This is a genomic window from Sphingomonas sp. AOB5, from assembly GCF_029433115.1.
In the GTDB taxonomy this organism is placed as follows: domain Bacteria; phylum Pseudomonadota; class Alphaproteobacteria; order Sphingomonadales; family Sphingomonadaceae; genus Sphingomonas.
Genome location: NZ_JARNTV010000001.1, coordinates 149136 through 175371 on the forward strand (window position 1 = coordinate 149136; position 26236 = coordinate 175371).

Sequence of the window (26236 nt, forward strand, 5' to 3'; positions counted from 1 at the left end):
CGCGCTTATACGTCGTGCCGACGTGCTGCTTGGGGTGTAGATGGGTTGCCGCAATGGCAATCTACCACTTCTCGGCAAAGGTCATCTCGCGCGCTGCCGGTTCGAGCGCCTTGGCGTCGGCGGCGTATCGCTCAGCCTCGCGCCTGCACGACCAGCGGCTCGATCGGCACCACGATTTCTCCAACAAGGCGGGTGTCATCCACTCCGAGGTGATGCTGCCGGACGGCGCGCCCGAGCATCTCTCCGATCGCGAAACTCTTTGGAATGCGGTCGAGGCCGCCGAGCTGCGCAAAGACGCTCAGCTTGCTCGCGAGATCGAGTTCGCGATCCCGCGCGAGATGACCAAAGAGCAAGGGACCGAGCTGGCCCGCGATTTCGTCCGCGCCGAGTTTGTTGATCGCGGGATGATCGCCGACCTCAACGTGCATTGGGACATCGGCGCTGATGGGCAGCCCAAGCCGCACGCGCATGTAATGTTGACGCTTCGCGATGTCGACGAAGACGGCTTCGGCAAGAAGAACCGCGACTGGAACCGCACCGACCTTTTGGAGAAGTGGCGCGAACGCTGGGCGGAGCATGCTAACCAGCGCCTTGCAGAACTCGATGTCGATGCGCGGATCGATCACCGCTCGTTGGAAGAGCAAAGCATCGACCTCGAGCCCCAGCACAAGATCGGCCCGGCGGCATCGCGCATGGCAGCGCAGGGACTCGAGTCCGAGCGCGTCGATGAGCATCGCGAGATCGCACGCTCGAACGGCGCGAAGATCATCGCGGAGCCGCGCCTTGCGCTTGATGCGATCACCCGCACCCAGGCAACGTTCACAACACGCGACCTCGCCATGTTCGTGCATCGGCATAGCGAGGGAAAGGAGCAATTCGATCATGTGATGGCGGCGGTCCGCGCTTCGCCGGAATTGGTCGCGCTCGGCAAGGACGGTCGCGGCGAGGATCGCTTCACCAGCCGCGACATGATCGAGACCGAGCAGCGTCTTTCACGCGCGACGCAGGTGCTCGTCGAACGCGAGCGACATCGCGTCAGCGAGCAGGATCGCGGTCGCGCGCTCGCCAATGCCGATCGCCGCGGTCTCGTGCTTTCCGCCGAACAGCGCTCGGCGTTCGAGCATGTCACCGAGGCCAAGGATCTCGGCGTCGTGGTTGGCTATGCTGGCACCGGCAAATCCGCGATGCTCGGTATTGCGCGCGATGCCTGGGAGCGTGCCGGCTATCAGGTTCAGGGCCTCGCGCTCTCCGGCATCGCCGCTGAAAATCTGGAGAGCGGTTCGGGCATCGCTTCGCGCACGATCGCCAGCATAGAGCATCAGTGGGCACAGGACCGCGATTTGTTGTCGCGCGACCATGTGCTGGTGATCGACGAAGCCGGGATGATTGGATCGCGCCAGATGCAGCATGTGATCGCCGAGGCGGAGAAGCGCGGTGCAAAGGTCGTGCTGGTCGGCGACCCCGAGCAGCTTCAGGCGATCGAGGCGGGCGCCGCGTTCCGCTCGATTGCCGAACGGCATGGCAGCGTCGAGATCACCGACATTCGCCGCCAGCGGGAAGACTGGCAGCGCGATGCCACCCGGCACCTTGCTACCGGACGAACCGGCGATGCGCTGCACGCCTATGAAGAGCATGGCCGCGTCCACGCCGCCGAAACGCGCGAGCAGGCGCGTGCCAATCTTGTCGATCGCTGGGATCGCGATCGTGCGGCAGCGCCCGACGCGACGCGGATCATCCTCACGCACACGAATGACGAGGTGCAGGCGCTCAACCAGGCCGCGCGGGCGCGGATGCGCGATGCCGGGCAGCTTGGCGAGGACGTGACGCTTCGCGCAGAACGAGGATCGCGGACATTCGCCTCCGGCGACCGCATCATGTTCCTCAAGAACGAGCGGAGCATGGGCGTGAAGAACGGCTCTCTCGGTATCGTCCAGAGCGTAACCAGCGCCCGTATGGCCGTGATGCTTGATAATGGTCGCGCAGTGGCGTTCGATCTCAAGGATTATGCGCAGATCGATCACGGCTACGCCGCGACGATCCACAAGGCGCAGGGCGTCACCGTTGATCGGGCACATGTGCTGGCAACCCCCGGCTTAGACCGGCACGCGGCCTATGTTGCGCTGTCGCGGCACCGCGACAGCGTGGAGCTGCATTACGGCCGCGACGACTTTGCAGAGCCATCGAAGCTGGTGCGCGCATTGTCGCGTGATCGCGCCAAGGACATGGCCTCGGATTACTCGCAGGAATTCGCCGAGCGACGGCAGATTCGACTGCCTGAACCCGTCGTAGAAAAGGCAAGGCCAACGCCGGCGCGCGATCCATTCGCCGGACTCGATCTACGGCCAGTCTCGCCGCCGCCCACGCGCGGCCTGTTCGAGGGGGTTCGGCTCACGCAATCGGTGCGCGCTCCACAGTCGCTCGGCTTGGAAAGCGCAGTGCAGCGGTTCGCGCGCGCAACCGCTGATATCATGCGCTTACGCAACGATGGCTACACCGAGCTGCCGCACCAGCGGATCGCGTTCGACAAGGCGAGTAAGGCGTTGGACGCCCTGCGACCGGAAGCTTCGCGCGATCTTCGTTCAGCGTTCGCACGGGATTCCGGCCTAATGAGCGAAGCTGCTCAAGGCCGTACCACTTCCGCCATCCGCGCGATGGCGCTGGAAGCAGAGATTCGAGCCAACCCGGAGCAACGCGCGGATCGGTTCGTCGATGATTGGCAAAAGCTCGCCCGGCAACATCGCGCGCTTCGCCACGCCGGCGACGATGTCGGCGCCCGCGCGATCGGTCAGCAGATGAGCGCGCTGGGCAAGAGCATGGAACGTGATGCACAGGCCGAGTCGGCGATCCGAAAGCGGCTTCCGGAGCTTGGGATTCAGCCGCGCGAGGGCGCGTCGATATCCCACAGCATCCAGGATTGGCTCGGCCTCTCGCGCGGTCGCGGGCTTGGGCGGTAGACCTGCCCAATGGACGAGGAAAGCACCCGCGAAGTCGGCGGCAGCTTGGCTGCGCATGCCTTTGGCGAACTTCGCGCCGAGGTCAGCCTGATGCGACGGGCCGTTGAACGGCTGACGGACGAGCGCACCTCGCAGCCCGATTATGCGCCGAGCCTGGAAGAAATCTCTAGGCGGATGGAGAAGGTTGTCGTTTGGGCGGGCCGCATCGCTCAACAGCCGGCAATGCAGCTGACTCCCGAGGGGATCGGCCGGGACATTGCTGGCGCCGCATCAACGAGCCGTGAGCAAGATCGGCAGATGCTGCAGAATGCTGCGAGTGGGATGGATGCCGCCGCCGGCCGCATCGATGCAGCGCTCGCGCGAGCACGATCGGCTGCCGAGCAGGACCGGGCGCTTCTCCGGAACCGCGTCGCGTTCGCCATCGCGGGAATGATGTTATGGGCGATCCTTCCGGGCGTTGTTGTGCGTGCCCTTCCGGAGAGTTGGGCCGTACCGGAAAGGATGGCGGCTCGAACGGTGGGGAAAAACATGTGGCATGCCGGTCAGCAGATGATGGCAAAAGGCGACCCGCAGCGCTGGGAACGTCTCGTCGCCCGGGGGCGACCAGACGCGCAGTTGCGGGGTAAGTAGTTGCAGGATCAAATATGGCCGTAGCACTTGCATGATTATGTCAGGCATGCATGGTGATAGCGGGGTCATAACAATCGTCAGCTACTGGGAAGATCGACCGGCTAAGTATGGGGGGAGTTGCACAACCGTTTAGTGCCGAAGCCGCGCTTAAGCGCGCCATTCGATCGCATCTCCGCAATTTGGGCTTCACCAAGGACGAGGCCGGCGACTTGGTCCTGCCCGGCGTAGGCAAGGACACGATCCGCAAGATGCATCGCGGGCAGCGCCGCGAGCGACTCACTGCGTCGCAGAATTTCCTGGCGCGGGCACTGCCCAAGGCAATGCCTTTCTTTGCCGACGGCGACGAGATCGACCCGCAAAGGGTTGCTTTACGCTTACGCGTCGTCCGCAGCGACACGCTGGAATCCGACCTTTTTCGTGTCGCGGCGCTGACTTGGTCTGTGCCAGTGTCCGCCGGGTTCGGTCGGCGGATGCGTTACCTAGTCTGGGACGAGGGGCATGATCGCCTGGCCGGCATCATTGCGCTGGGCGACCCCGTCTATAATCTGGCGGTGCGCGACAAGCTGATCGACTGGACCGTGCACGACAGGGCCCAGAGGTTGGTCGGAATACTCGACGCCTATGTACTCGGCGCCGTTCCGCCCTACAATCTGCTGTTAGGTGGTAAGGCCGTCGCCTGCCTGATCCGATCGCGCGATGTATATGATGATTTCCGGAAGGCTTATGGCGAGACCGTGGGAGTCATCTCCGGCCAGGCCAAAAGTGCGCACCTCGTAGCGGTGACTACCACATCGTCCATGGGGCGCTCGGCCATCTATAACAGGCTACGCCTAGACGGGACCGACTATTTCGAGCGTATCGGTTACACCGAAGGGTGGGGGCATTTCCACATCACCGACGCACTGTTCGAACGAATGCGAACATTCCTACGCGATCGCAACCATGGCTATGCCGACAAACACAAGTTCGGCGAGGGTCCGAACTGGCGGCTTCGAACCATCCGGGCCGCGCTCGCGGCGCTGAAATTCAACGAGAATATCATGCGGCACGGCATCAGGCGGGAAGTGTTCATCGCAACGCTGGCGACGAACGCATTTGAGGTGCTGCGGACTGGTGCGGTGGCGCCAGACATTTCTGGGCTGCTAACGGTCGCCCAAATCTCGGACCTGGCCCGCGATCGGTGGATTGTACCGCGCGCGGGGCGCGGAGAGATCGACTTCCGCGGATGGCGGCGAGACATGATACCCAAGCTCATTAAGGGACGCGTGGACATGCCGCAGGCTTCTTTGCGTCGATCGGGGTGATCGCATGTTGGCCCAGGCGCAGACCGAGCTGGAGGCCCATTTCACGGCACTTGCGGCAATACGCCGCCCTCATAACTACCCGGTCTACGCGCTTGAGCATGGCCTTAGCGCCGAGCAGATCGACGCGCTCGCTACTGCCGCCAGCGCGACCCTATACCCTCATGGCCCACGCGATCAGCATTGGCTGATCTGGACAGTCCTTGGCGCCGAAGCCGGTTACGCTTATGCCGGGGACGAATACTGGCCGACGCTTGAGCGGGCGACGGGGGAATGGCGGGACAATCATCGTCGGCGTTGGCTGAGGTGTCGATACGAGCGGTTTCGCGACCGGTTTGGCGGTCCGCAGCCCGTAGGACGCTGGGCCGATCAATTTTCACAGATCGCTTGGCCGATCGCTAACGCGATCCTGCCGCGCTATCTCCAGGCGCATTTTGCAGCGCAGCTTCACGCCAAGCGCTGGGCCCTTGCCAGTCCGGCGATGAGCGACAGCGCGGATCTCGGCAACCTGCTGCGCGAGGACTACGACGGGTCCTCTTCGCGCTTCGCCGACTTCTTGCAGCAGACCGACCTCACCAGCCAGATCGTCCGGGCCCTGCGCGAAGGCGATCTCGGTACCGACATGCCGCGCATCCTGCCAGACCTGCTCGCAAGGATCGTGGGTGATCTCGAAGGCCGGCGCGATTCGCGCGAATTGCTCCGGGCGGCGCGCTCGGTCATCAGCCGCCATCAATCCACGCTCGCGCTGGCGCTGCGCGGCGCTGGTCCGAACCGCACCCCGTCCGCTGGCGGCGACGCAACGATCTCGGCCGTGACACTGGCCGCACGGCTGGGGAGCGACGGCACCGTACTTCTGGGTGCGATATTCCCCGATGTCCGAGCGGCACTCGCGCGATGCAATCGCGAGCCTCGCGCTCTGGCAGCCGTCCGGATCAGGGTGGTGGGCGCAGAGGCTCGGCCCGAGCCGGCTTTGGCGCTTCTTGGCCTCGCCCGGCGCGATCGTGCCCTCGCGAGTTTCCCGGCGGCCGGCGAACCCGTCGTCCGCATCGAAACCGACGACGCGCCCCTGCGCGCCATGCTCCAGCCGCTGTTCCTTCTGGAGCCCGCACCGATCTGGCTGCTTCGGCGACACAATGACGGAATGTTCCGAGAGGTACGCGGTCGCCAGGTGCGCCCTGACGAAGTCTATCTAGTGCTATTCCGGCAGGCGCCGAACGCCGCCCTGCGGGATCTGGCTAGCCTGATCCCGAAAATAGTGTCAGCGCAAGCGATCCACGCCTTCCTGTTGGAAACACCACAACGATGGGCGGGCCAGCAGCAGACAGCCCTTCGTGCGCTCGGTATCGGGACGGTCGCCGGGATTCGGATCGACCCGCTGGGCCTATCGCCGGCCGCCGCACCCGACACTGGCTTGCCGCAATGGGTGGCATCCGAAACGGTCCTGCTCCGGCTGACCGCTGATTTCGCGCTGCACGGCTTCGCGGTGCGGCTGGACGGCGGGCCCACCGAAACCTTTGTCGCTGCAGGAGGCGAGGTCCGCCTGGAGATCGGCGCGCTCGCAATTGGCCGGCACAGCCTGACGGCGCGCGCCCTGGCGCGCACTCCCCACGGCGAGGCCGAGACCGGCGATGCCGCCAGCTTCGATTTCGCGATCGTCGCCCCGCAGCCCTGGCCCGACGCGATGCGGGGACGAGCGGGCTTCCGCCTGCTGCTCGAACCCGCGGGCGCTGACTTGGAAGCGCTGTTTGCCGAGCGTGTCGCCCTGCGCGCCTTCGGTCCCGCCGGACGCGCCGTGAACTGGTCACTCGAAACTTTCGATGCGGCCGGCCATCCGACAGGCACATATAGTGGCGGCAATTCGCCGGTCGGCGCCCCCGTGCCGATCGCCATTCTCGATCGGATGCGCGCTTATCTCTCCGACGCCATCGACGCCGCTCATCGGGTCGACCTAATAGGCGCGATTGGCGAGCTTGGCCGCCAGTCCCTCGCCTTTCCTCATCGGGTCGAGCCGCTTCGCTGGCATTTCGATCCCGGTTCGCGCCGGGCCCGGCTGATCGATGAAACCGCGCATGAAGACCCCGTCACCGCGCGGACCTATCATCTGTCGCGCCCGCTCGCCAAGGCCAAGCTTGACTATTCCCAGGCCATCGACGGCATCGCAGTCGAGGCGCCAGGCGCACTTCTCGTCGCCGATTATCGAGGCCGGCAATATTCTGTCTTCGCAAGCGCGCCGCCCACCGAGACCCTGCACGCCTTGTCGGAACTCGGCGTAGCCCAAGATTTTACGCTCGGAGCTGATGATGGCGAGGCGGTGTTGATCCTGCTCTCCGCGTTGGCGCGCTGGAACCGCTCGCGCCCAATCGGCCCGCAGGCTGTGAATCGCAAAAACCAAACGCTCGCGCGCATCGTTGATCAGTTACCAGCGCGCGCCTGCGGCCGGGATTTCGCCGCGCTCATCACAACCGGCGGCGCCGGGGCGCTCGTTCGCGCCCAGGCCCTTGTCGGAGGTTCGCCGGGATTCGGGTCGCGCGCCCGGACGTTCGCGCCGTCCGATGACGAGGATGGGCTCGACGCGTTTCAAAGGATCGCCCGGACCTATCGGGTCGACTTGGACGGTCACCAGGCAGCCGATGCCTACCGCCTCGCGGTGGCACCGGGCATGCTACGGCTGGGAGACGCGGACAGCGCGCGAAAGCGTATTGCCGCGCTCCTCGCTAACCGCACGCTGGTTCGCGGCGCGTTCCTCGCCTCGGCCGCGATGACGATGGCGCACGCAGAGCAATTGGCAGCGGCAATATGATGCGTGCGCTAACAGCTGAGCAAGCCACAGGCGCAACGGCGCTTGCGCTCGGCCTCACCCAACAGGACGGCGACATGTTGAAGGCCGCGCTGCGCCGCGCGCTATTCTGGCTCGCGCCGGCCTCAGCCGCGGACATCATCCGCTTCGTGCTCGCACCGCTCGAGGCCCTGGGCGTCGAACGCGACGCGGTCGAAACGGCGCTCGAGGAAATGTTAGCCTATGGCGACGCACTCGAGATGCACAAGCTCGGCAGCGATCCCTGGGACGCGCCCCGGGTCGTGCTTCGGCCGGCGCCACCTACTTTCGTGCAACGGGCTGACGGATCCATCATCCTGCTGGGTGTCGCTGGCGATCAGCCGACAGCACTGACACCCGAACTGGCGGCCCGCGTCGCGGAGCACGGACCGGTGCGGCGGCTGCCTGTGCAAGGCGACCCGTCCTTGCCCGCCCATCTCCGCCTGCTCGGTCTTGCGCAACTGTCGGAGGCCGCTTGGCTGAGGACACCTGGCGCCATAGCCGCGGGGGAGTTTGTTCGGCAATGGGCCGAGCGGCTTTCGGCGCTGCCGCGCGAGGCGGCCGCGATCCCGGACCTTCAGATCCTGGACCCGGCCCGACCCGTTCGATTCTATAACGGTCGATGGCGCCCTGCCGACGCGAAATCCACCGGTATCTTTCTGGCGCGGCGGCCACATCGCTTCGGCGCAGATCTCTGGTCGATCGCTGAATTTCGCAACGGCAGCTGCCACCGCCTGCTTGACCTCGGCGACGACAGCGACCGACAGCGACCGTGCGATTTGGCGTGGCGCATCCAGGCCGCCTTCGACGCGCTCGCCGGCCATCCCCAGCAGGTGGATCTACGGCACGCTGGCGACGTGGGTAGGCTCGATTTCTTCTCGCCGCTTCCGTCCTTCGCCGAGCGTCGCCTAGCTTTGGTTGGCGACAAGCAACTCGGTCCGGGCCGCCTGTTCAGCTACGCGCTTCCGTTCGTCGCGGCCGAGCAGGAAATACGCGCCCTCCGGGATCTCCTCTGGATGGAACTCTTTGACGGCAAGGACCAAGCATGACGGCCACGATCCAAGAGACCATCGCTACGCTGCACCATACACTGCAGGGCTATATCGAGGCGACCTATCATATCGCCGACCCAAAAACAGTGGCCCAGCGCCGTGCACTCCTGCGCAATGCCGGCGGCATCTTCCAGACGCCCTATGTCGAATCGACCCCGCGCTACGTGACCGGCAAGACCTATGCGCAGATGACCGACATCCCGGACGCGGCGCGCGAGGCTTTTGCCCGGCTGGCGGCGCCGGCCACCGGCAAGCCCTTGCTATTTGACCCGCCTTACACTCACCAAGCCGACGCCATCCGCACGATTCTGTACGACCGGCGCAACGTCATGATCATGACCGGAACCGGCTCGGGCAAAACCGAGTCATTCCTACTGCCGATCCTCGGCAAGCTCGCGATCGAGGCGCGCGATCGAAGTGCGCAGTTCGCCGGACACAGTGCGGTTCGGGCGATGGTCCTGTATCCGATGAACGCGCTGGTCAATGACCAGCTTGGGCGCCTGCGCACGCTCTTTGGCGATCCGCGCTTGGTCGAGATGTTTCAAGGCTGGTCGGGACGTGCCGCCACCTTCGCCCGCTATACGAGCCGCACCCCCTATGCGGGCGTGCGGACCAAGGAGAAGGACAGCGCTCGCCTACGCTCGATCGGTGACTTTTTCGTCGACATCGAGGATGCGGCCAAACGGCATGCCGACGGCACGCCCATCGTCGACGTGGAGGACGCGCGTGCCGCAGCGCTGATGAGCCGGCTCCAAGGCAAGGGGAAATGGCCCGCAAAGCCCAGCGTGTCGCAGTGGTTCGGCAGCGGGCGCTGGATGGCCGGGAGCGCATTCCGTCGCGCCGTGACGCTCGAGGACGATGCCGAACTCATGACTCGGTACGAGATCCAGCAGGCGCCGCCAGATCTTCTGATCACCAACTATTCGATGCTCGAATATATGATGCTGCGGCCGATCGAGCGCAGCATCTTCGAGGCGACCCGCTTATGGCTGGCAGCCTGCCCGGACGAGAAGTTTCTAATCGTCCTCGACGAGGCGCACCTATATCGCGGCGCGCAGGGCGCCGAGGTCGGGCTATTGCTGCGACGTCTACGCGAGCGATTGGCGATCCCGCCCGATCGCTTCCAGGTCATTTGCGCGACCGCGAGCTTCTCCGATGCCGGGAAGGCTATGGCCGGTGCGTTCGGAGCGCAGTTGACCGGAGTCGACCCGGCGAGCTTTGTGCCTGTCACGGGCGACCTCAAACTACGGGGAGGCGCGGCCAAGGGCGACGGCGCCGACCTAGCCAGCCTTGGGGGCATCGATCTCGACCTTTTCTTTTCCGAGAACGCGGCCGAGCGCAGCGCGTCGATAGCGCCGTTTCTCTCGGCGCGCGGGGTGAGTCCGTCCGGCGATGACGAAGCCGACCTGTTCCATGCGCTGAGCAATTACCCGCCGTTCGCCTTGTTGGTGAATGAGACGATGCGCCGCGCCTGCGCCCTCGACGAACTTCCCGATCTCATCTTCGACGATCCCGCTCCAGACGCAGGTGCGCGCGCGATCAACGCCCTCCTCGCGACCGGCAGCCGCGCACGTCTGAAGCCGGACGACCCCAGTCTGTTGCCCTGTCGCGTACACGCATTCTATCGCGGGCTACCGGGGCTGTGGGCCTGTATGGACCCTGACTGCACCAGCCTCAGCCCGGCGGAGCGCGGCGGGCCCATCGGCAAGCTCTACGCCCAGCCGCGTGATCGCTGCGGCTGCAGCGCGCCAGTGCTGTCCTATTTCACTTGCCGTTATTGCGGCACCTCCTATGCGCGCGCCTACACCAAGGATGTCGGGCAGCCCGACCATCTGTTTGCCGAGCCGGGTCAGAAGCTGATCACGTCGGCCGGGGTCGCGTTGTCCTTCCAGCCGCTCGATCTAATGCTCGAAGCGTCAGGTCCTCTCACCCAGGGCGTTGCCGCGAACTATGATCTCGCCTCCGGCCTGCTCAACCCGGAAAAGCTAAGCGCGCGCCATCGTCTGGTCTATCTGCGGCCCCAGGCAAGCAGCCTCGCGGCCGCAGTAGGGACGGGCACCGATGACGACGACGATGACCAGGGCGACGATGACGACGACGGGAGCATGGGTGCCGGCCCTGGCCAATTTGTGCCCTGCGGCTGCTGCGGACGGTCGGTCCGCGGCGGCAAGGCCAGCGTTCAGGACCATGTCACCAAGGGTGACCAACCGTTCCAGGCGCTCGTGTCCGCGCAGATCCGGGTGCAACCGCCGAGCCCGGCCAAGGCGACCGAGTTCGCGCCGTTGCGTGGCCGCAAGGTCCTCGTCTTTTCCGATTCCCGCCAGGTCGCCGCGCGGCTCGCTCCGGCGCTACAGGTTTATTCGCTGAAGGATACGCTGCGCGCGCTGCTGCCGGTCGGCTACCAACTGCTCGGCAGCGACCCCGTCATCGCGGACTCGATCGTGCTCGACAATGCCTGGCTCGCCACGGTCGTCGCCGCCCACAAACTCGGTGTTCGCCTCCGGCCCGAACTGGAGCCTTCGGAGACCATGCCGAGCGTGCCCGATACGCCGCCTGGGAGTATGCCGGGCACTAAAGTGCTCATTGGGCTGCTCAACCAAGAGCCGCCGGCCAACCTGATCCGTGCCTTGGTCGATGTCCTGCGCGACAATATCCTCGGCCTCGAACCCCTCGCGATCGCATCGATCGTCGAAGCCGAGAGCGAAACCGCCAAGATCATGGCGCTGCCGCCGCTTGTCGGCCTGGCCGAGACTCCAGAGGATAAGCTCGCGGTTGCGCGAGCTTGGCTGCGTGCCTGGTCGCGCAAGAGCGGTATCTGGTTTCGCGGTATGCCCAACAGTTGGTGGGGCACCGGCGGCATCGTCCGCTCGCACAAGGGCGACTTCCGCGCCATGCAGCATGTGCTGAACACCCCGGCACTCAAGAAGAGTTTCAAGAAGGAATGGATATCGCGGCTGATGCCGCTTGTCACTGAGCAGGCGGACGGCGGCAGCCGACTGCTGGCGCGCAAGCTTTCGCTCCAGATCGGCGGAGATGATTGGAAGCGCTGCGCACGTTGCACTTCGGTTCATCGCACGATCGCGACCGTGCCGGTCTGCATAGACTGTGGATCTATCGATGTGCATGCGTTCGATCCAGACAGCGATCCAGTGTTTCTCGCACGCAAGGGCTTCTATCGCGGTCCGGTGATTAAAGCGCTCGGCAATGACGATCCGGACCTCATGTCGATCATCGCGGCCGAGCACACCGCGCAGCTCAATGCCGCCCGGCCGGACGCGGCCTTCTCACAAGCCGAGCATCATGAGATGCAGTTCCAGGACATCGACTTGTCTTGGCGCGACGTCGACCAGGGCCGCAGCACCAGTATCGATGTGCTGAGTAGCACCACGACCATGGAGGTCGGCATCGACATCGGCGACCTCTCGGGTGTCGCCCTACGCAATATGCCGCCCGGCCGAGCCAACTACCAGCAGCGGGCCGGCCGGGCGGGGCGCCGCGGTAATGCTGTCGCCACAGTCGTCGCGTTCGGCAGCGCCGACAGCCATGATGATCACTATTTCACTCGCCCGCAGGAGATGATTCGCGGCCAGGTCATCGACCCGCGTCTGACTCTCGAGAATCCGGACATTGCCCGCCGGCACATTCGGGCCTTCCTGCTCCAGCGCTACCACGACCATAAGCTGCCGACTCTCAACCCTTCCGATCCGGCCCTCGCCAATCTCTTCTCGGTGCTGGGCACGGTGGGTGATTTTGCCAGCACCGGGCCGCTGAACCGGCTCGACCTCCAGACTTGGCTCAATGCCAACGAAGCAGGGCTGCGCGCCGCAATCGACGGCTGGCTGCCCGGTGAATTGAGTCAGGCCGACCGTACCATGCTGCTCGATCAGTTCATCGTCGACCTGCTCGGAGCGCTCGATCTCGCGCTCGAAGGCTTGCAGGACGCAGCCCTGCCACCGGACCCGGAGGGGGCGCCCGCCGCGGCTGATACGCCGGCATGGATGGCGCCACTACCCGAGGACACACCCGATCCGGACCAACTCGAGGCGGAGGCCGATCCGGTTCCCGACGACGACAAGGGTTTGGATGCGGCTGCCGACAATCTGCTTGATCGCCTGCTCTATTGGGGTGTCCTGCCGCGCTACGCGTTCCCGACCGACGTCGCACCCTTCTATGTTTTCAGCGCCAACTCCACCGGCTATCGGGCTGAGATGGAGTTTGCGCCCAGCCAGGGGCTCAACCTCGCGCTCTCGCAATATGCGCCGAACAAGCAGATCTGGATCAAGGGTAAGCAATATACTTCCAAGGCGATCTACTCTCCCTTTCCTGACGATCGCCGCGTCGCCTGGGGTCGCAAGCGCCTCTATTATGAGTGCGAGCGGTGCGGGCACGCCAAGACCGAAGGATTCTACAATCCGGCCAAGCGCGGCGAGCGGCTGACCTGCGAGGCGTGCCACACGCCGAACAGCTTCGGGCCCGCGAAACCGTGGTTCCGCCCTCCTGGATTTGCGCATGTGTGGAAGGCGCCGGCGCCTTCGGTCCCGGACGAACCGAATGAGACTGCCTATGCGACGCGCGCGAAGTTGGTGATGACCGCGGACGGCACGCAGATGGGCGCGCCGATCACGAGCAACGTGCGCGGCCTGGCGACTCGGCAGCATCTGCTGGTCTCGAACTCGGGGCCCGACAGCGATGGCTATGACTATTGCGTGCGCTGCGGTCGGATCGAGTCGTCCGCAGCGCCCGAGATGAACCTCTCGCAGCCGCACCCTTTACCCTATCCGAACGATAATGACCCACCTTGCCCTGGCTTCTCCTCGCGGGGTGTTGTTCTTGGAACCGACTTTCCCACCGACATTGCCCTATTCGCCCTTCGCCTCGATGCGCCGTTCCTCTTGATACCGGCGCACTCAGAAACGCTGTCGGCGATGCGCACCGTGTGCGAGGCGCTCGCCAAGGCTGCGTGCCGACTGCTGGAGATCGAGCCCGGCGAGGTTCTCGCCGAATATAGACCGGCGCTAAATGACCGGGGTGCTGCCGGTTCGCTCGTGGAGGTCTTTCTCTACGACACGCTGGCAGGCGGCGCGGGCTTCGCGCCGCAGCTTGTCCCGCGCGGGCAGGAACTGTTCGAGATGGCACTGTCACTACTGGAGGACTGTCCCGAGCAGTGTGACGCGTCCTGCTATCGCTGTCTGCGGAGCTTCCGGAACAAGCTCGATCACGGGCTGCTCGATCGCTTCGTTGGCGCCCAATTGCTTCGTCATCTGCTCTCCGGCGTTATTGCGCCGTTCGATGATAGGCGTGCCGCGCAGTCGCTGGCGATCCTAGCAGCGGATCTAAGGCGCCAGCTTCCCATCAACTTCAGTGTTGATCAGCCGTTGACGAACAGCGCCCTATCGGGACCGCTCATAGTCCGAGGTCCGCAGGGGAAGACTGTGACCATTGATATTCATTCGCCTATTGCACCCGGCATACCTGCATTTGGTTCGACAGATGCAGTGCTCGTCGATGACCTACGAGTCAGGCGACACCTAGGAGAGGAGATTGAGCGCATCCTCCCTGCGTTGATCTGATCGGTCGGGATACAAAACGATAGGCTTTGCAAACGGGCCTTTGGGTTCCAACATCCAGTCGAATGACCCAGTATTGCTGCGGTTGCCCGAGTCAAAAATCGCTATCCAAGACGCTCGCAACGGCCCAGGAATCGATGAAACTAATTGACACTTTCTGATCAAACATGTAATCAAATCATCGGCGAGACTTGAAGTGACCTATATTACGGGAAATTTTTCGGGTCATTCATGAATTTTTTAATCGTCGATAAGATTGCATTTCAAGTGGATACTTAACTTTATCGAGTTCTCTTCTGGCACCATTTTCCCGCTGGCGAATAATCGCGCGGGACCGAGCTGCGGCTAACACCGCTTCCGATCCTCGCAAGCCCCACCCGCCAGCGGCAAACCGCCGGCGGGCGTCCAGGCTCACTTCTTCCGCTTCACCCCCGCCCGCGGCGCAGCCGCCGGCTTCGGGGCCTTGCCTTCCGGCACCACCACCATCGTCCAGTCCTTGCTCGGCACAAGGTACTTCACGGCCAGCGCCTGGATGTCCTCCGGGGTCACGCCGCGATAGTCGCGGCCCAGCGTGTTCACGGCGGCGATGCGCGCGGGATCCAGGCCGCCGCCCTGGGTCAGTTGCAGCCAGAACATGTTGCCGCTCGAACGGCGGATGATCGTCTGCATCAGCGGGTTGATCGCGCGTTCCAGCTCGTCCTGGCTGATCGGCTTCGCCACCAGGTCCGCGGCGATGCTGCGGGTCAGCTGGAAGAAGAAGTCGGTCTTGTCGGGCGGCAACAGGCCCAGCGCCATGATCTTGCCGCCGCTGGTCGTGCCGATCGGCCAGTCGCTCATCACCGATGGCGAATAGCTCACGCCCGCCTGGCTGCGCAGCTGATCCATCAGCCGGTCGCGGAACACTGCGGCCAGGATCTCGAGCCGACGGCTTTCGCGGATATCGGCGCTGCCGCCGCCGGTCGGCCAAGCGATCACCGCCGCGGCCTGATCGTCCTGCCCGGTATGGGTGCGCACGACAGGCTTGGCGACATGCGCCGGGAACTTGGCCGGCGGGGTCAGCACGGTGCTGGCGGTACGCGGCTTCAGCGCGCCGAAGGTCGATCCGAACGCGGCGATCGCTTCCTCGGTCTTCAGGTCGCCGAAGATCGAGACCTCGATCGGCCCGCTTGCCAATAGCGGCTCCCACAGCGCGCGGAAGCTCGCCGGGGTCAGCGCCGCGATGGCCGCCTTGGGCGGGATGCCCCAGCGCGGATCGCCCGAATGGAGCAGGCTGTCGAGATCGCGGTTGATCACCGCGTCGGGCGAGGCCGACAGGCTGGCATAGGTCGAAAGCGACGCGGTCTTGCCGCGATTGACCGGGTTGGGATCCCATGCCGGCGATGCCAGCTTGGCCGCGAACAGCTTCAGCTGATCGGGCAGGTCGCTCATCGTCGTCTGTGCAGAGAAGACGAAGGCGTCGTCGTCGATCGCGAAGTCGAAGCCGATCTGGCGATTGCCGGTCAGCGCATCGAGCTCCTCCTGGCCATAGGTGCCGACGCCGCTGGCGACCAGCGCGCCGCCGCCTGCCCATGCCGGCGTCCGCCGGTTCGCGGGCAGCGCGTTGAGGCCGCGGCCGAAGCGTACCTGGACATAGACCTTGCTGGTCTCCGAAGAATTCTCGTGGATCAGCAAGGTCACGCCGTTGGAGAAGGTGACCTTCTCGATCTTGGGCGAGAACAGCACCGTCTCGCGGCTCACCACCGTGCCGGGCGTGCCCAGCGCAGGCAGGCCGTCGAAGGTGACGTTGCCCAGTTCCTTGCGCGGCTTGCCCGATCCCGAGACATCGGCGTTGAGCGCCGCGGTCAGCTTGGCGCCCGCGCGCGGATCGGCGGTGTGCAGGTTCAGGATCGCGCGGGTGGCCGTGCCCTCGAACACCTTCTTCGATGCGGCCTGCACCGTTTCGGGCGTGAACATGCGCAAGTCCACGGCTTCCTTGAAGATGTCGTAGCTCGCCTCGGGCGTGGTCATCGTCTCGTTGATGTCGACCGCCTGGATCATGTCCTCGGCCAGCGACACGCCCGATTCCACCGGTGCGGTGTTGATGCGGTTCTTCATCGCCGATTCGATCTCGGCGAGTTCGCGGTCGATCTCGGCCTGGGTCGGCGGGCTGGCGGCAGCATCGGCGATCACGCCGCGCACATCCTTCAGCGCGGTCTCCCAATTCTCGCCCACCGGCATGATCTGCACGGTGGTGACATTGGCGGAGCGGCCGACATCGTCGAGGCTGGCGCCCGCGGCCAGGAAGCTGCCGCCGGTGCGCGCGCGCGATTCAAGCCGCCGGTTGATGATGCGGATCGCCACCAGATCGACCATGCGCTTCTGGTTGAAGATCACCGTGTCGGAAAACACCGTCCAGGGCCGCACCACGGTCAGCATGGTCAGCACCGGGATCTGCGGCTCGACCAGCGTGGCACTCGTCGGGCCATCGGCGATCGGCTTGCCGAAATCGGGCGTGGCCGGCGCCGGGCCGGTGCCCTTCCAGCTCGAGAAATGCTTGATCACCATCTGCTCGAGCAGATTGACGTCCATGTCGCCCACCACGACCACCACCGCACGCTCGGGGCGGTACCAGCGGTCATGGAATGCCTTCACGCTCTCGGCGGTCGCGCCGTTCAGCGTCTCGGTGGTGCCGATCGGCTTGCGCTTGGCGAGCGGTTGCCCGGCGAACATCAGGTCGAACATCGCGTCCTGCAGACGCATCTGCGCGCCCGGCTGCTCGCGCGCTTCGGCAAGCACCACCGGCCGCTCGGCGTTCAGCGTCGCGGGCGTGATGTTGGGGCCGTACATCATGCCGGCCAGGATCTTCATGCTCTCGTCCAGTCCGCTCTCGGTCGCGCTGGGCAGGTCGAGCTTGTAGACGGTCTGGGTAAAGGTGGTGCTGGCATTGCTGTCCGACCCGAAGGTCACGCCCAGCCGCTGCCAGATCTGCTTGGAATCGCCATCGGGCACATAGACCGAGCCGCGGAACGACAGATGCTCCAACAGGTGCGCGAAGCCGCGCTCGCTGTCGGTCTCGTTCAGCGAACCGGCGTCGATCCGCACGCGCACCGCGACCTGCCCCGGCGGCACGCCATTCTTGCGCACGACATAGCGCAGGCCGTTCGGCAGCCGCCCGAAACGCCATGCGGTATCATGGACTAAGTCGCTGTTCTTGTAGAGCCAGGGATCCTCGGCGGTCTGGATCGTGCGGGCGGGTGGCGCCTGCTGGGCGATCGCGGGAACCGCGAGGCCAAGGATCGAAAGGGCGACGAGGGCGGAGCGCGCGCTGCGCAGGTACGACAACATATTGCGATTGTAGGCATCGCGTCCCGATCCCGCAATCCCGCGGAAAAGCGCCGTAACCCGCGCCACAATCCCTTTGCGGCACGCCATCATTTGGACCCATGCAAAGGTTAATGATGATGGCTTCAAGGGCATTCCGCCGCCGTCTCTGGGGAGGGACAGGCACGGAAAACAGCCACAGAATCGGAAAGGTCGAGGGGCACCAGGTGAGCGTTGGCATTTCGAAGGACGAAGCCACAATGTGGCGCAATCCGGGCGCGGCCGCCGCGCTTCCCGCAAATTCGCTGCGCTCGCTGCTCGACCGGCTGATCGCCGCTTCGTCGCTGATCCCCAACGATCCCGTTCTCGACATGCGCGAATTCGCCTGGACCGCGACGCTGCGCGCCAACTGGTCCGCGATCCGCGACGAGGCTGCCAGTGCATTGGGCGGCGCCGCGCAGCGGCTGTCGCTGTGGAACCATGGCGGCGAGGAAGATCTGGCGCGTTGCCCGGCAACCGCCGCTGCGCTTGCGCAGATTCCGGGACTGGTCAGCGCACGCTATTCGACGCTGGCCTCGGGCATCCATGTCCCGCGCCGCCGCGGCGCGACCAAAGGGCTGATCACCTGCCATCTCGGCCTGTCGGTGCCGCGCGACGGCGATGTGCGCATGGCGCTGGCCGATCGCGTGCTGCGCTGGTCCGAAGGCGAGACTTTGGTGTTCGACGACAGTTACGAGCACGAGATTTGGAACGAGGCGAGCGCCGCGCGCACCGTCCTCCACCTCCAGTTCCGCCGCCCCCTGAAACAGCCCGCACGCTGGCTGGCGGAGCGGCTGCTTTAAAAGCAGCCATCACAGCGCGCCCTCGCCTTCCCCAGCGAAGGCTGGGGCCCAGCTGCAGGACGCTCATTGGAGCGTGTCGAACGCCGTTACATCGACCTTTGCGACTGGGCCCCAGCCTTCGCTGGGGAAGGCAAATCGGGACAAGGAGGAGAAGGTCACACTTCTCGTCGTAAACCATCCGTTTCCCGCCACCACCTTGATCCCGGCCCGGCATCGGCCCACATGCGGTCCATGCTGATCGAGACCGAACCGACGCCCAACCCGGCGACGCTCAAATTCCTTCCCGGCCGCACGGTCATGGAATCCGGAACCCGCGATTTCGCGACCCCGGAGGAAGCCGAAGTCTCGCCGCTGGCCGATGCGCTCTTCAATCTGGGCGATGTGACCGGCGTGTTCTTTGGCCGCGACTTCATCTCAGTCACCGCGGCGCCCGGCGTCGATTGGCGCTCGCTGAAGCCCGATGTGCTGGCGATCCTGCTCGATCATTTCTCGGCCAACATGCCGTTGTTCCACATGCCTTCGGCCGGCTTCTCGGTCCCGCCGCCCGAGGACGAGGATTTCGGCGACGATCCCGAGGATGCCGATATCGTGGCGCAGATCCGCGAACTGATCGACACCCGCGTCCGCCCCGCGGTCGCAAACGACGGCGGCGACATCGTCTATCGCGGGTTCAAGCAGGGCAAGGTGTTCCTCCAGATGCAGGGCGCCTGTTCGGGCTGCCCCTCATCCTCCGCGACGCTGAAGAACGGGATCGAGCAGTTGCTGAAGCACTATGTTCCCGAAGTCACCGAAGTCCGCGCGGTCTGATCCCGCGGCCTTTTCAGGAAAGTAACGATCATGACCAACAAGCTCGACGAGGCTGGCCTCGACACGATCTTCCGCGCCGCGCGTTCGGCCAATGGCTATAATGGCGATCCGGTCACCGAAGCCGATATCCGCGCGATCTACGATCTGCTGAAGATGGGGCCGACCTCGGCCAACCAGCAATCGGGCCGTTTCGTCTGGGTGACCAGCGAGGCTGCCAAGGCGAAGCTCGCCGAGACTGCCAGCGGAACCAATGGCGCCAAGATCCTTGCCGCACCGGCATCGGTGGTTATCGGCATGGACCTGAAGTTCAACGAGCATCTGCCGTGGCTCTTCCCCCACGCGCCGACCGCGAAGGACTGGTTCCCCGATCCCGAAGTCCGCTTCAAGCATGCCTTCCGCAACTCGTCGCTGCAGGGCGCCTATTTCATCATCGCCGCGCGCGCGCTCGGCTTCGATGTCGGCCCGATGTCGGGCTTCGATCACGACAAGGTCGATGCGGCCTTCTTCGGCGACCAGCCCGATGTGAAGTCGAACTTCATCGCCACGCTGGGCCATGCCGATCATGCGACGATCTTCGATCGCCTGCCGCGCCCCGAGTTCGAGCAGTTCAACCGGATCGATTGACCGCGTTCGCCATCCCGGCGAAAGCCGCACCGTGACGATGCGAACCCTGGTAATCGAAACCGCTACGGCTGCCTGCTCGGTCGCGTTGCTGGAAGGCGACGCGATCCTGGCCGAGCATCATGACGTGGTCGGCCGCGGCCATGCCGAGCGGCTGATCCCGATGATCGCCGATCTGCCCGATCAGGGCCGCGCCGACCGCATCCTGGTCGATTGCGGCCCGGGCAGCTTCACCGGTGTGCGGGTGGGCCTTGCCGCCGCGCGCGGCCTCGCCATCGGCTGGGGCTGCGCGGTTCATGGCTATTCCTCGCTCGCATTGATCGCGGCACAGGGCTTCGCCGCCGATCCCGCCCGCGCCAATCTTGCGGTGGTTCTCGAAGGCGGGCACGGTGAAGTCTTCATGCAAGCCTTCACCGCTCCGCTGGCCGAGGATGGCGCCTTCGCATCGATGGTGCCGCAGGCCGCCATCGATGCGCTGGGCGGCACGCCTGCTATCGGCAACGGCGTGCGCTATCTCGCCGCCGTCGATCCCGCGCTCGACCTGACCGAAATCCTGCCGCGCGCCGCCGATGCCCGGCTGCTGCCCCCCGCCTTCGCCGCACTCGAACCGCGCCCCATCTATGGCCGCGCACCCGACGCGAAGACGCTGGCCGAGCGGGGCCTGGCATGAGCCGCACGATCAACCTCACCGAACTTCGCGAAGGCGGCCCGCAGGATCTGCCCGCGGTCGCCCGGATCATGCAGGACGCATTCGATCCCCGCTACGGCGAGGCATGGACCAGCGCGCAATGCATGGGGATGCTGTCACTTCCGGGCGTCTGGCTGACCATCGCCAGTATCGACGATGCCGATATCGGCTTCGCCTTGGCGCGCGTCGCCGGGCCCGAAGCGGAACTTTTACTGCTCGCCACGCGTCCTGCGGCACGCGGACGCGGCGTTGGCGGTGCATTGCTTCGCGCCGTGATTGCAGAATCTGCATGTCGCGGTGTCATTGATCTGCATCTTGAAGTTCGCGCTGGTAATGAAGCGGTTCATCTTTACCGTCGCGAAGGGTTCGAAAAAGTTGGTGAACGCCACCATTATTATCGTGGGGCTAGTGGACAACTTTTCGATGCCCTGACATTTTCCCGCAAACTTCGCTGAATAGACCAGAATCGACGCAAACGGACTTGCGTTCGATCCGAAATGGTCCGATAGCCCCGCCCACATGAGGCGATCAAAATCGCCCGTGCACGGGTCGAAGGAAAGATTGAATGGATACGCAGAACGAAATGCAGGAAACCTTGATCACCCTGACCGCGGATATTGTCGCGGCGCATGTCAGCAACAATTCGGTTGCTGTCTCGGACCTTCCGACGCTCATCCAGAACGTCCATGGTGCGCTCGCGGGTCTCGGCACCGTCGCTGCGGAGCCGGAAGTGAAGCAGGAACCTGCGGTTTCGGTGCGTTCGTCGGTGAAGCCGGACTTCATCGTCTGCCTCGAAGACGGCAAGAAGCTGAAGATGCTCAAGCGCCACCTGATGACGCACTATCAGATGACGCCGGACCAGTATCGCGCCAAGTGGAACCTGCCTGCCGACTATCCGATGGTCGCGCCGAACTATGCCGAGCAGCGCCGCACGCTCGCCAAGAAGATCGGTCTGGGCACCAAGCGCCGCAAGCGCTGATCGACCCTTCCCGCTTTCGGGAAACAAGCGCCGGCCCGGGTTTTTGCCCCGGCCGGCGTTTTGCGTTTTGGCCGCCCTTCCCCCGCGCGCCGCAAGCCGCTACATCGGCGCTCGACCCCTAAAAGCCGGTAAGGATCCGATGGCCCGCAAGATCGATCTCGAAGCGCTCTGCCACGAAAAGGGGCTGCGCATCACCGAACAGCGCAAGGTGATCGCCCGCGTCCTCTCGGATGCCGAAGATCATCCCGATGTCGAGAAAGTCTATGAACGCGCTTCGGCGATCGATCCGGGTATCTCGATCGCCACGGTCTATCGCACCGTGCGCCTGTTCGAAGAGGCCGGCATCCTCGACCGCCACGATTTCGGCGACGGCCGCGCGCGCTACGAGCCCGCACCCGAAGCGCATCACGATCACCTGATCGATGTCGAGACCGGGAAGGTGATCGAATTCGTCGATCCGGAACTGGAGCAGCTCCAGAAGCAGATCGCCGAACGGCTCGGCTTCCGCCTGGTCGATCACCGCATGGAGCTTTACGGCGTCAGCCTGGAGCGCAAAGCGTAAGCCTGTTGGCTGGAGCCCGGACAGACGCGTAGGCCTGTTGGCCGGAGCTTCTAAAAACGCGTAGGCCTGTTGGCCGGGGCCTCGACAAGAGGCCCCTTCAGTTCCTCGCCCAGCCCATCCTGTATTCCGGATAGACCCCGGCAGCTGGATTGCCGCTGCTGTCGACGGCCGGATTGAACCGCCCGCGCCGCATCAGCACCGCGCAGGTGGCCCGATCGAGTTCGGCGAACCCGCTGGATTGGGTCACCTTGCATCCGGTCACGCGGCCGGTGGCGTTGATCGCCAGCGCGACGATCGTCGTACCCTCTGCGCCGCGCTCCATCATCCGGGCCGGGTAATCCTCTGCCGTGAACGGACTGTAGCCGGGGCGCGCCGTCGCCCGGGGAAGCGACAGATTGGGCGCATCGCCAATGCCCGAAAAGGCTGCCCCCGGATTGCTTTCCGGAGCCGCCACGGCAGCCGCACTCTGGCATTCGATGGTGCTGCGGCCCGTCACGCGGCTGCGCACATCGACCAGCGGATCGCCGCTCCCGCATTCGAGGATGTGCACATAGGATTGCCCCCGCCCGCGAACATCGATCGTCTGGCCCGCCCGCAGATCGGCCCATTGATACATGGTGCGGGCGCACTGCGCCTGATCGCTGCTGTAGACGACGCAATAATGGAGGCGGATCGGGCGCGGGCAATCGTTGCGATACTGGAAGTAGAATGTCGTGATCCGGCGATTGCCGCTCCGATAGGTTTCCGAGCGCTCGACCCGCGAGGTGCACACCCCGGTCTTCTCCCGCGACTGCGCGGCGGCAGGCTGCGGCGCCATCGCCAGCATCGCTGCAACAGACACGCCGATCATCGCAAAAACGCCCCGCATCCCACTGTTCTCCCTGCACGAATCGTCAGGAACGGTGCATGTCGCACCCGCCCCGGTCAAGCGACGCTTGTTTCCGCGGCGCCGATCCCCTCTATTGCGCCGCGATGAATTCCGATCTTCGTGCCCAGGCCGCACAGGGCCTTCCCACGCCGCTCAGCCTGCGTGCGCAGTTCCGCCTGTGGCGCCGCGTCGCGATGCTGGTCATCGCAGTCGTGGTGCTGGTGCCGCTCCATTATCTGTGGCGCCTGTTCCGCCTGCCCTCGCCCTGGCCGCGCCTGTTCCTGGGTCTCGCCGGCCGCATCGCCGGCGCGCGGGTGCAGCGGATCGGCGTGCCGCTGAAACGCGACGTCTTCTACATCTCCAATCATCTGAGCTGGCTCGACATCCTTGCGCTCGGCGGCACCAGCGGCACCGCCTTCGTCGCCAAGGCCGAGCTGGCCACCGCCCCCGCAGTCGGCTGGCTCGCCGGGCTGAACCGCACCGTCTATGTGAAGCGCGAGAACCGGCTGGGCGTGGCCGAACAGATCAACCAGCTCCGCGATGCGCTGGAGGAGAATTGGGCGGTCACCGTCTTCCCCGAAGGCACCACCACCGACGGCCAGTCGCTGCTCCCCTTCAAGACGCCGATGCTGCGCGTCCTCGAACCGCCCCCGCCCGGGGTGATGGTCCAGCCGGTGATGCTCGATTACGGCGCCGTCGCCGAGGAGATCGGCTGGATCGGCGAGGAAGGCGGCATCAACAACGCCAAACGCATCCTCGGCCGCAAGGGCAGCTTCCCGCTGAAAGTCTCGTTCCTCGAGCCGTTCCACCCGCGCGACTTCCCCGGCCGCAAGGCCATCGCCGCCGAAAGCCGCCGCCGGATCGAGACTGCCCTGGTCGCCGCACTCGGCAAGCCGCTGCGCCCCTTCGCCTATGCGGTGGACGCGGTCCGGTATGAGAAACCTCCGGAGGAAGCCGGGGCTTAATATCGCCGCGCTTCGCCGCTATAGCGCCGCCATCATGAACGCGCCCAAATCCCCCAAGACCTTCCACGTCAAGTCCTATGGCTGCCAGATGAACGTCTATGACGGCGAGCGCATGGCCGAGTTGCTGGGCGCGCAGGGCATGACCGCCAGCGATGCCGCCACCGCCGATCTGGTCGTGCTCAACACCTGCCACATCCGCGAGCGCGCGACCGAAAAGGTCTATTCCGAGATCGGCCGGCTCAAGCATCGCGAGGAAGCCCCCGCGCCGATGATCGCCGTCGCCGGCTGCGTCGCGCAGGCCGAAGGCGAGGAGATCGCGCGCCGCACGAAGATCGACGTGGTGGTCGGCCCGCAGGCCTATCACAACCTGCCCGAACTGGTGTCGCAGGCTGCCTCGGGCACCCTCGCGCTCGATACCGACATGCCGGCCATCGCCAAGTTCGGCGCGTTGCCGAAGCGCCGCAAGGTCAGCCCCTCGGCCTTCCTCACCGTGCAGGAAGGGTGCGACAAATTCTGCACCTATTGCGTGGTCCCCTATACCCGCGGCGCCGAGATCAGCCGCCCCTTCGCGACGATCGTCGACGAGGCCAAGGCGCTGGTCGATGCAGGCGCCAAGGAAATCACTTTGCTCGGCCAGAATGTGAATGCCTGGGACGACGAGAACGGCACCGGCCTGCACGGCCTGATCGTCGCGCTGGACAAGATCGATGGGCTGAAGCGCATCCGCTACACCACCAGCCATCCCAACGACATGCGCGAAGGGCTGATCCGCGCCCATGCCGAGGTCGAGAGCCTGATGCCCTATCTGCACCTGCCGGTTCAGGCGGGCAGCGATCGCATCCTGAAGGCGATGAACCGCAGCCACACGCGGGACTCCTATCTCCGCATCCTCGAACGCGTCCGTGCCGTCCGGCCCGATATCGCGCTGTCTGGCGATTTCATCGTCGGCTTCCCCGGCGAGACCGATGCCGAGTTCGAGGATACGCTCAGCCTGATCGACGAAGTCCGCTACGCCGCCTCGTTCAGCTTCAAATACAGCCCCCGCCCCGGCACACCCGCAGCGGAAATGACCGACGGCTTCGTGCCCGCGGCAGTGATGGACGAGCGCCTCAAGCGCCTCCAGGCCGCCATCGCCCGCGATCAGGCCGCGTTCAACGCCGCGACGCTCGGCAAGACCTGCGAAGTGCTGCTCGAACGCCCCGGCAAGCTGCCCGGCCAGCTGATCGGCAAGTCGCCATGGCTGCAATCGGTCCATCTGATGACCGACGCGAAGATCGGCGATCTGGTCGAAGTCGAGATCGTCCGCGCCGACCCCAACTCGCTGGCAGGCGTCGAGACGGCGAAGGCGGCGGCGTGACCGAGGCCGCCGACTTCGACCATGCCGATGGACCTGTAACCCCGGCAATGATCGAAGCGGCGGAAACCGCGCTCGAAATCCGCTTCCCCGATGATTACCGCGCATTCCTCCTGACCCAAGGCACGGGCGAAGGCTGGGTCGGCGAGCATTACCTGCATCTGTGGAAGGTCGAAGATCTGGCCCTCTGGAATCGGGAGTATGGGTTCCCGGAATATGCCCCGTTCCTGATCGGCTTCGGCAGCGACGGCGCCGGGGAGTCCTTCGCGTTCGACCGGCGGACCACGCCGATGCCAGTGGTGATGGCCCCGTTCATCGACTTGAGCGAAGGCAACGCGATCCGCGTGGCAGACAATTTCCAGCATCTGTTACAACGGATGCGCGAAGAGAAATCGCTGTTTCCGGAAGCGCCATGAAACCTGTCCCCGCCGCACTGTCGCTTGTCCTGGCCCTGATCGCCGCACCGGCAGCATTCGCGCAAACCGAAGTCGCGTGCCCCAAGACGCCGGGCATGTTCCCCGGCCCCTTCGTCCGCGATCCCGAAGCCGCGCAAGGCATCTTCGTCGCGGTCGCCGATCAGTTCCAGGGCGGCGAGGACTTCTCCGGCTATCAGATCAAGGTGGAGGAAAGCGCGGACCATCGCAGCTATCTCGCCTATCACTACATGCCCGGCGTCCGGGGCGGCGGCATGGCAATGACCATCGACCGCTGCACCGGCCGGATCACGAAGCTCCGCTATCAGCGCTAAGGCCGGAAAACGCCGCAACCGTTGCCGCAAGGCCACGCCCTGATCTTTTGCGTCGGCCCCTCCTTTTCCCGCTGTCCACCACGCCCCGACTCTGCCATCTTCCCTCTCACCACATGCAGCACGGAACCAACCCCGCCCGCTCCCGGTTTCGCCAATCAGGCGAACGGGCCGCGTCGCTGCCGC

The 26236-nt window shown here is 65.0% G+C and carries 19 protein-coding genes; 17 read left to right on the forward strand and 2 right to left on the reverse strand.

Translation table 11 applies throughout. The features are described from left to right. The first annotated feature begins 53 nt into the window (after positions 1 to 53). From traA to P1X14_RS00875, 6 genes are all read left to right on the forward strand, one after another. A complete protein-coding gene (traA, locus tag P1X14_RS00850; protein WP_277313400.1) occupies positions 54 to 2954 on the forward strand; it encodes a Ti-type conjugative transfer relaxase TraA in 2901 nt (966 codons plus the stop codon). Positions 2955 to 2963: 9 nt separating this feature from the next. Further along, complete coding sequence (locus tag P1X14_RS00855) at positions 2964 to 3584, forward strand: DUF6118 family protein (RefSeq protein ID WP_277313401.1); 621 nt, start codon at positions 2964 to 2966, stop codon at positions 3582 to 3584. A 179-nt stretch (positions 3585 to 3763) separates the two neighbouring features. Beyond that, on the forward strand, positions 3764 to 4888 hold the full coding sequence (locus P1X14_RS00860) for a Druantia anti-phage system protein DruA (RefSeq protein ID WP_277313402.1): 1125 nt from the start codon (positions 3764 to 3766) through the stop codon (positions 4886 to 4888). Between the two features lie 4 nt (positions 4889 to 4892). Then, entirely contained in the window at positions 4893 to 7685 is a 2793-nt protein-coding gene (locus tag P1X14_RS00865; RefSeq protein ID WP_277313403.1) for a hypothetical protein, read from the forward strand. Continuing rightward, a complete protein-coding gene (locus tag P1X14_RS00870) occupies positions 7685 to 8749 on the forward strand; it encodes a hypothetical protein (protein WP_277313404.1) in 1065 nt (354 codons plus the stop codon). Before P1X14_RS00865 ends, P1X14_RS00870 begins: the two co-directional genes overlap by 1 nt. Continuing rightward, positions 8746 to 14322 (forward strand): DEAD/DEAH box helicase, encoded by a 5577-nt coding sequence (locus P1X14_RS00875; RefSeq protein WP_277313405.1) that lies wholly within the window; start codon positions 8746 to 8748, stop codon positions 14320 to 14322. The genes P1X14_RS00870 and P1X14_RS00875 overlap by 4 nt, the downstream gene beginning before the upstream one ends. Before the next feature lie 408 nt (positions 14323 to 14730). On the opposite strand, the gene P1X14_RS00880 is transcribed toward P1X14_RS00875, so the two are convergent. Further along, a complete protein-coding gene (locus tag P1X14_RS00880; RefSeq protein ID WP_277313406.1) occupies positions 14731 to 17643 on the reverse strand; it encodes a M16 family metallopeptidase in 2913 nt (970 codons plus the stop codon). 203 nt (positions 17644 to 17846) lie between these two features. On the opposite strand from P1X14_RS00880, the gene P1X14_RS00885 reads away from it, so the two are divergent. The 7 genes from P1X14_RS00885 to P1X14_RS00915 all read left to right on the forward strand — a co-directional run bounded on the left by P1X14_RS00885 (position 17847) and on the right by P1X14_RS00915 (position 22118). Then, positions 17847 to 18461 (forward strand): aspartyl/asparaginyl beta-hydroxylase domain-containing protein, encoded by a 615-nt coding sequence (locus tag P1X14_RS00885; protein WP_277313407.1) that lies wholly within the window; start codon positions 17847 to 17849, stop codon positions 18459 to 18461. A 231-nt stretch (positions 18462 to 18692) separates the two neighbouring features. After that, the gene (locus tag P1X14_RS00890; RefSeq protein WP_277313408.1) at positions 18693 to 19268 is read left to right on the forward strand and encodes a NifU family protein; all 576 of its coding nucleotides are present in this window, start codon (positions 18693 to 18695) and stop codon (positions 19266 to 19268) included. Between the two features lie 30 nt (positions 19269 to 19298). Further along, positions 19299 to 19892, forward strand: coding sequence for a malonic semialdehyde reductase (locus tag P1X14_RS00895; protein ID WP_277313409.1), 594 nt, complete (start codon positions 19299 to 19301; stop codon positions 19890 to 19892). A gap of 37 nt (positions 19893 to 19929) precedes the next feature. Beyond that, a complete protein-coding gene (gene tsaB / locus P1X14_RS00900) occupies positions 19930 to 20559 on the forward strand; it encodes a tRNA (adenosine(37)-N6)-threonylcarbamoyltransferase complex dimerization subunit type 1 TsaB (protein WP_277313443.1) in 630 nt (209 codons plus the stop codon). Further along, a complete protein-coding gene (locus P1X14_RS00905) occupies positions 20556 to 21032 on the forward strand; it encodes a GNAT family N-acetyltransferase (RefSeq protein ID WP_277313410.1) in 477 nt (158 codons plus the stop codon). The genes tsaB and P1X14_RS00905 overlap by 4 nt, the downstream gene beginning before the upstream one ends. 110 nt (positions 21033 to 21142) lie before the next feature. Next, positions 21143 to 21556, forward strand: a complete 414-nt coding sequence (locus P1X14_RS00910) for a MucR family transcriptional regulator (protein ID WP_277313411.1) — start codon at positions 21143 to 21145, stop codon at positions 21554 to 21556. Positions 21557 to 21695: 139 nt separating this feature from the next. Then, positions 21696 to 22118: a Fur family transcriptional regulator gene (locus P1X14_RS00915; RefSeq protein ID WP_277313412.1), complete on the forward strand. Its 423-nt coding sequence runs from the start codon at positions 21696 to 21698 to the stop codon at positions 22116 to 22118. 97 nt (positions 22119 to 22215) lie between these two features. Here P1X14_RS00915 and P1X14_RS00920 read toward each other — a convergent pair whose 3' ends face one another. Continuing rightward, entirely contained in the window at positions 22216 to 22986 is a 771-nt protein-coding gene (locus P1X14_RS00920) for an energy transducer TonB (RefSeq protein WP_277313413.1), read from the reverse strand. A gap of 104 nt (positions 22987 to 23090) precedes the next feature. On the opposite strand from P1X14_RS00920, the gene P1X14_RS00925 reads away from it, so the two are divergent. The 4 genes from P1X14_RS00925 to P1X14_RS00940 are packed head-to-tail and all read left to right on the forward strand — an operon-like array spanning position 23091 to position 26053. Next, on the forward strand, positions 23091 to 23951 hold the full coding sequence (locus P1X14_RS00925; RefSeq protein ID WP_277313414.1) for a lysophospholipid acyltransferase family protein: 861 nt from the start codon (positions 23091 to 23093) through the stop codon (positions 23949 to 23951). A 34-nt stretch (positions 23952 to 23985) separates the two neighbouring features. After that, a complete protein-coding gene (miaB, locus tag P1X14_RS00930; protein WP_277313415.1) occupies positions 23986 to 25308 on the forward strand; it encodes a tRNA (N6-isopentenyl adenosine(37)-C2)-methylthiotransferase MiaB in 1323 nt (440 codons plus the stop codon). Next, on the forward strand, positions 25305 to 25721 hold the full coding sequence (locus tag P1X14_RS00935) for an SMI1/KNR4 family protein (protein ID WP_277313416.1): 417 nt from the start codon (positions 25305 to 25307) through the stop codon (positions 25719 to 25721). The genes miaB and P1X14_RS00935 overlap by 4 nt, the downstream gene beginning before the upstream one ends. Then, positions 25718 to 26053 (forward strand): hypothetical protein, encoded by a 336-nt coding sequence (locus P1X14_RS00940; RefSeq protein WP_277313417.1) that lies wholly within the window; start codon positions 25718 to 25720, stop codon positions 26051 to 26053. The genes P1X14_RS00935 and P1X14_RS00940 overlap by 4 nt, the downstream gene beginning before the upstream one ends. Positions 26054 to 26236 lie beyond the last annotated feature (183 nt).

Coding starts and splice junctions, on each gene's coding strand:
- P1X14_RS00855 (WP_277313401.1), top strand. CDS start 2,964: ATGGACGAGGAAAGCACCCGCGAAGTCGGCGGCAGCTTGGCTGCGCAT.
- P1X14_RS00925 (WP_277313414.1), top strand. CDS start 23,091: ATGAATTCCGATCTTCGTGCCCAGGCCGCACAGGGCCTTCCCACGCCG.
- P1X14_RS00940 (WP_277313417.1), top strand. CDS start 25,718: ATGAAACCTGTCCCCGCCGCACTGTCGCTTGTCCTGGCCCTGATCGCC.
- P1X14_RS00875 (WP_277313405.1), top strand. CDS start 8,746: ATGACGGCCACGATCCAAGAGACCATCGCTACGCTGCACCATACACTG.
- P1X14_RS00880 (WP_277313406.1), bottom strand. CDS start 17,643: ATGTTGTCGTACCTGCGCAGCGCGCGCTCCGCCCTCGTCGCCCTTTCG.
- P1X14_RS00870 (WP_277313404.1), top strand. CDS start 7,685: ATGCGTGCGCTAACAGCTGAGCAAGCCACAGGCGCAACGGCGCTTGCG.
- P1X14_RS00920 (WP_277313413.1), bottom strand. CDS start 22,986: ATGCGGGGCGTTTTTGCGATGATCGGCGTGTCTGTTGCAGCGATGCTG.
- P1X14_RS00915 (WP_277313412.1), top strand. CDS start 21,696: ATGGCCCGCAAGATCGATCTCGAAGCGCTCTGCCACGAAAAGGGGCTG.
- traA (WP_277313400.1), top strand. CDS start 54: ATGGCAATCTACCACTTCTCGGCAAAGGTCATCTCGCGCGCTGCCGGT.
- P1X14_RS00865 (WP_277313403.1), top strand. CDS start 4,893: ATGTTGGCCCAGGCGCAGACCGAGCTGGAGGCCCATTTCACGGCACTT.
- P1X14_RS00910 (WP_277313411.1), top strand. CDS start 21,143: ATGGATACGCAGAACGAAATGCAGGAAACCTTGATCACCCTGACCGCG.
- tsaB (WP_277313443.1), top strand. CDS start 19,930: ATGCGAACCCTGGTAATCGAAACCGCTACGGCTGCCTGCTCGGTCGCG.
- miaB (WP_277313415.1), top strand. CDS start 23,986: ATGAACGCGCCCAAATCCCCCAAGACCTTCCACGTCAAGTCCTATGGC.
- P1X14_RS00890 (WP_277313408.1), top strand. CDS start 18,693: ATGCTGATCGAGACCGAACCGACGCCCAACCCGGCGACGCTCAAATTC.
- P1X14_RS00895 (WP_277313409.1), top strand. CDS start 19,299: ATGACCAACAAGCTCGACGAGGCTGGCCTCGACACGATCTTCCGCGCC.
- P1X14_RS00905 (WP_277313410.1), top strand. CDS start 20,556: ATGAGCCGCACGATCAACCTCACCGAACTTCGCGAAGGCGGCCCGCAG.